The sequence below is a fragment of the Methanolobus chelungpuianus genome (assembly GCF_024500045.1).
GTDB lineage: Archaea > Halobacteriota > Methanosarcinia > Methanosarcinales > Methanosarcinaceae > Methanolobus > Methanolobus chelungpuianus.
On the sequence record NZ_JTEO01000013.1, the window covers coordinates 1 to 2,919 of the forward strand.

A 2,919-nucleotide genomic window follows, 5' to 3' on the forward strand; every position below is an offset into this window, starting at 1 on the left:
CGAGAAGAACTATGCAACCGTACCTCAGGGCAAGACCTTCCAGGAGTGCTATGACGTCAAGACCATAACACCAACCGACGAGTACGTCCAGGTCTACGAGGGCGCACGCAAGAAACTCGAGGGCTTGGGCCTCGTCTTCTGAGTGTAAGAGAAAAAGCTCGGCCAGTGAGGCTCTCACTGGCATTTTTTATCGAGAGTTATGTAACTAATAATCATTTACAATAAAATCAGTGAGAGGAGACATTCCAATGGATGGATATTGGACAATAATCAATGGAATTATATACTTGCTGGCTTTCGCTTTGATAGGATGGGTTCTTCTGGATGCCAGTAAAGTCTCTAAAAAAATGAAGAGGTGAGATTTTGACTGAACAAATGACGGAATCACCCGGATTGGTCAAATCCCTCAGGCCATACCATGTTTGGGCTCTTGGTGTAGGGATAGTTCTTGTGGGTGAATACATGGGATGGAACTTCACCATCGCAAAAGGGGGAGTTCTCGGATCCCTGCTTGCCATGCTTGTTGCAGGGACTATGTATATCATGATATCCCTGTGTGCAAGTGAACTCGGGTCTGCCACAAAGCTGGCGGGAGGACCGTACGACTGGGCCAGGTTGTTCATAGGACCGGGTGCTGCCGCCAGTGTCGGTCTTGCAGTATATATGGAGTATATAGCTCTTGAGGCGGCTGATGCCATTGTAGTTGCTTTTATTGCACAGGAGATATTCCCTGAACTGCAGGTATTCCCTGTGACTCTGCTTGTAATAGCAACCCTGACATTCATCAACTATAGGGGTGTTGTGGCTGCTCTTACCTTGAACTTCTTTATGACTGCCATAGCTTTTCTGGCTATTATAGTGTTCTTCTTCTCCGGGACCTTCGGGGTATTTGACCTGCAGCCTGAAAGGCTCTTCCAGGGAGCAGTTCCCAACGGGCTTATAGGCTTGTTTGCAGCATTGCAGTTTGGTCCGTGGTTCTTCCTGGGTATCGAGGGAGCTGCCATGTGTGCCGAAGAGTGCAAGCAGCCTTCAAGGGCAGTGCCACTGGGACAACAGGCAGGAATGATCACGCTGCTCGTCGGTGCGGCAATGACGCTCTTCGTATGTACGATGCTCCTTGATTCCAGCGTACCGGCAGAAGGTCTTGGTGTATCTGTCTACCCGCTTTTCGAGGCGGCACAGGCGAGTGGGATTTATCTGCTCATAGCTTTCCTGGCGCTCGGTACATTGCTTACATGCCTTTCAAGTGCTAACGGATGTGTCTGTGACTCTTCAAGATCATGGTTCGCACTTTCCAGGGATCACTTCGTATCTCCGTGGTTCTCTACCGTGCACCCGAAATACCAGACGCCCTACAGGGCTGTGATCTTTACAATGCCCATTGCCATAGCATTCGCATTCAGCGGATACCTGGACCAGGTCATCACTTTCTCCATAGTATCGGGATTGTTGTGCTATGTTTTGATACCTTTCTCCCTTATAAGGTTCAGGAAGATGTTCCCGATGCATGTCAGTAAGGTACGGCCTTTCGTCAGTCCTCTCCAGCCATGGATCGCATGGTTCGCAATGGCGATTGCAATAGTCATCATGTCCACGCTGTTCTGGGGATACAGGTACAACCTGCTCTTCGCTCTGGCATTCTACCTGATAGCGTACTTCTACTTCCACAACAGGCACAAGAAGTACATAAAACACTTTGACTGGGGCAAGGAAATGGGCTGGCCCAACCCGAGTCATCACAAGACAGAGGCGGTGGAATAAATGCACGAGGTTAACCCGGCAACACAGCGTACTAAGGTTGCGCCTGATATCAATCAGGCAAAGTATGATCAGGGATTGCAAAAGGACACATATCTGATAGTGGGTGCAATAGCATTGCTCATCGTAGTGCAGGGGTATGTTGTATACACCATCCTTTCCTATGCAGGGCCGGCAGTATCAGCCAGTATCAGAGCGCTTTATATTGTGTTCTTCCTGCTTGTGATCAGTATAGAGACCGTGGGATACTGGCAGGTACGCAAGTCGCTTAAGCAGCATATGCATGAGTTCAGGTACTACGATTGAGGAGGATGGACATGGTAGAAGTTAAGAAGAAAAGCGCATTGGCAGAGGCATTCGATATTATCTTTATTTTCGTGCTCGCCTTTATCTGCCTTGTAGTGCCTACGCAGATCCAGGGTTCAGTACTGGTAGGCTGGTCAGAAACAGGATCCATTGTGTTCCTCTGGGACCCTGTAGGCTTTTTCAGTCTGCTGGCAGCAATCATCATTTTCTTTGTTGTCATGCTGTACCATTCTGTAAGTCACTATAAGTTTTAAAGTGGATGCCCGCAGTGGCATTTCACTCATTTTTTGTGATCGTCTTTAACAAATAATCTAAGGTGAATACATGGCATTAAACGCTAATCAACAAATAAAGGATTATGGGAACCTTACCGATCCGGAGAAGAAGCATGCTCCGGTTATTGTGGCTCCGGATGAGGCAATGGCAGGAAACCCATTTGAAGTCAGGGTGATCGTGGGCAATGTCCCTCATGTGATGGATGAAAGTCACTATATAAGCCAGGTCGAGTTATATCTTGATGAGGAGCCTGTAGGCAAGGTACAACTGAAACCAACACAGGGAGCAGCTGAGGTTGTGTTTGTGGTGACCGGGACAGAAGATATGGTTGCTGCACGCGAGATCAGGAACTGTACAGTACATGGTTTTGGCCTGTGTGGTGCATGTGGTACCCGATCAGCTATTGTCAAGCTCACGGCAGTTGCCACTTGTAATGTCCACGGAAGCTGGGAAGATTCCAAAGGGATAGAGATAATCTCAGCAAATGTAAGATCCGGCAGGAAATGCACCTGGGGTCCGCAGCTATGATCCTGGGCCGGAGAGAATGGTTTACATGACAGAATATACCCCAAAAGAGAG

5 protein-coding genes are annotated in these 2,919 nt (G+C 48.3%); all 5 read left to right on the top strand.

Annotated features, from left to right (window positions below; all coding sequences use genetic code 11):
• Positions 1 to 142, top strand: a 142-nt coding sequence (locus PV02_RS12825) for a monomethylamine:corrinoid methyltransferase (protein WP_256623815.1), incomplete at its 5' end; no start/stop codon positions are given.
• A gap of 233 nt (positions 143 to 375) precedes the next feature.
• A complete protein-coding gene (locus PV02_RS12830; RefSeq protein WP_256623816.1) occupies positions 376 to 1,761 on the top strand; it encodes an APC family permease in 1,386 nt (461 codons plus the stop codon).
• Entirely contained in the window at positions 1,762 to 2,064 is a 303-nt protein-coding gene (locus PV02_RS12835; RefSeq protein ID WP_256623812.1) for a monomethylamine permease, read from the top strand. It begins immediately after the preceding gene.
• An 11-nt stretch (positions 2,065 to 2,075) separates the two neighbouring features.
• Positions 2,076 to 2,318, top strand: coding sequence for an AcrB/AcrD/AcrF family protein (locus PV02_RS12840; protein ID WP_425438359.1), 243 nt, complete (start codon positions 2,076 to 2,078; stop codon positions 2,316 to 2,318).
• Between the two features lie 70 nt (positions 2,319 to 2,388).
• Entirely contained in the window at positions 2,389 to 2,868 is a 480-nt protein-coding gene (locus PV02_RS12845; RefSeq protein WP_256623814.1) for a desulfoferrodoxin family protein, read from the top strand.
• The last annotated feature ends 51 nt before the right edge of the window (positions 2,869 to 2,919 follow it).

Bases quoted from the DNA above. Each gene is read 5' to 3' on its own strand.
- PV02_RS12830 (WP_256623816.1), top strand. From the start codon at position 376: ATGACGGAATCACCCGGATTGGTCAAATCCCTCAGGCCATACCATGTT.
- PV02_RS12835 (WP_256623812.1), top strand. From the start codon at position 1,762: ATGCACGAGGTTAACCCGGCAACACAGCGTACTAAGGTTGCGCCTGAT.
- PV02_RS12840 (WP_425438359.1), top strand. From the start codon at position 2,076: ATGGTAGAAGTTAAGAAGAAAAGCGCATTGGCAGAGGCATTCGATATT.
- PV02_RS12845 (WP_256623814.1), top strand. From the start codon at position 2,389: ATGGCATTAAACGCTAATCAACAAATAAAGGATTATGGGAACCTTACC.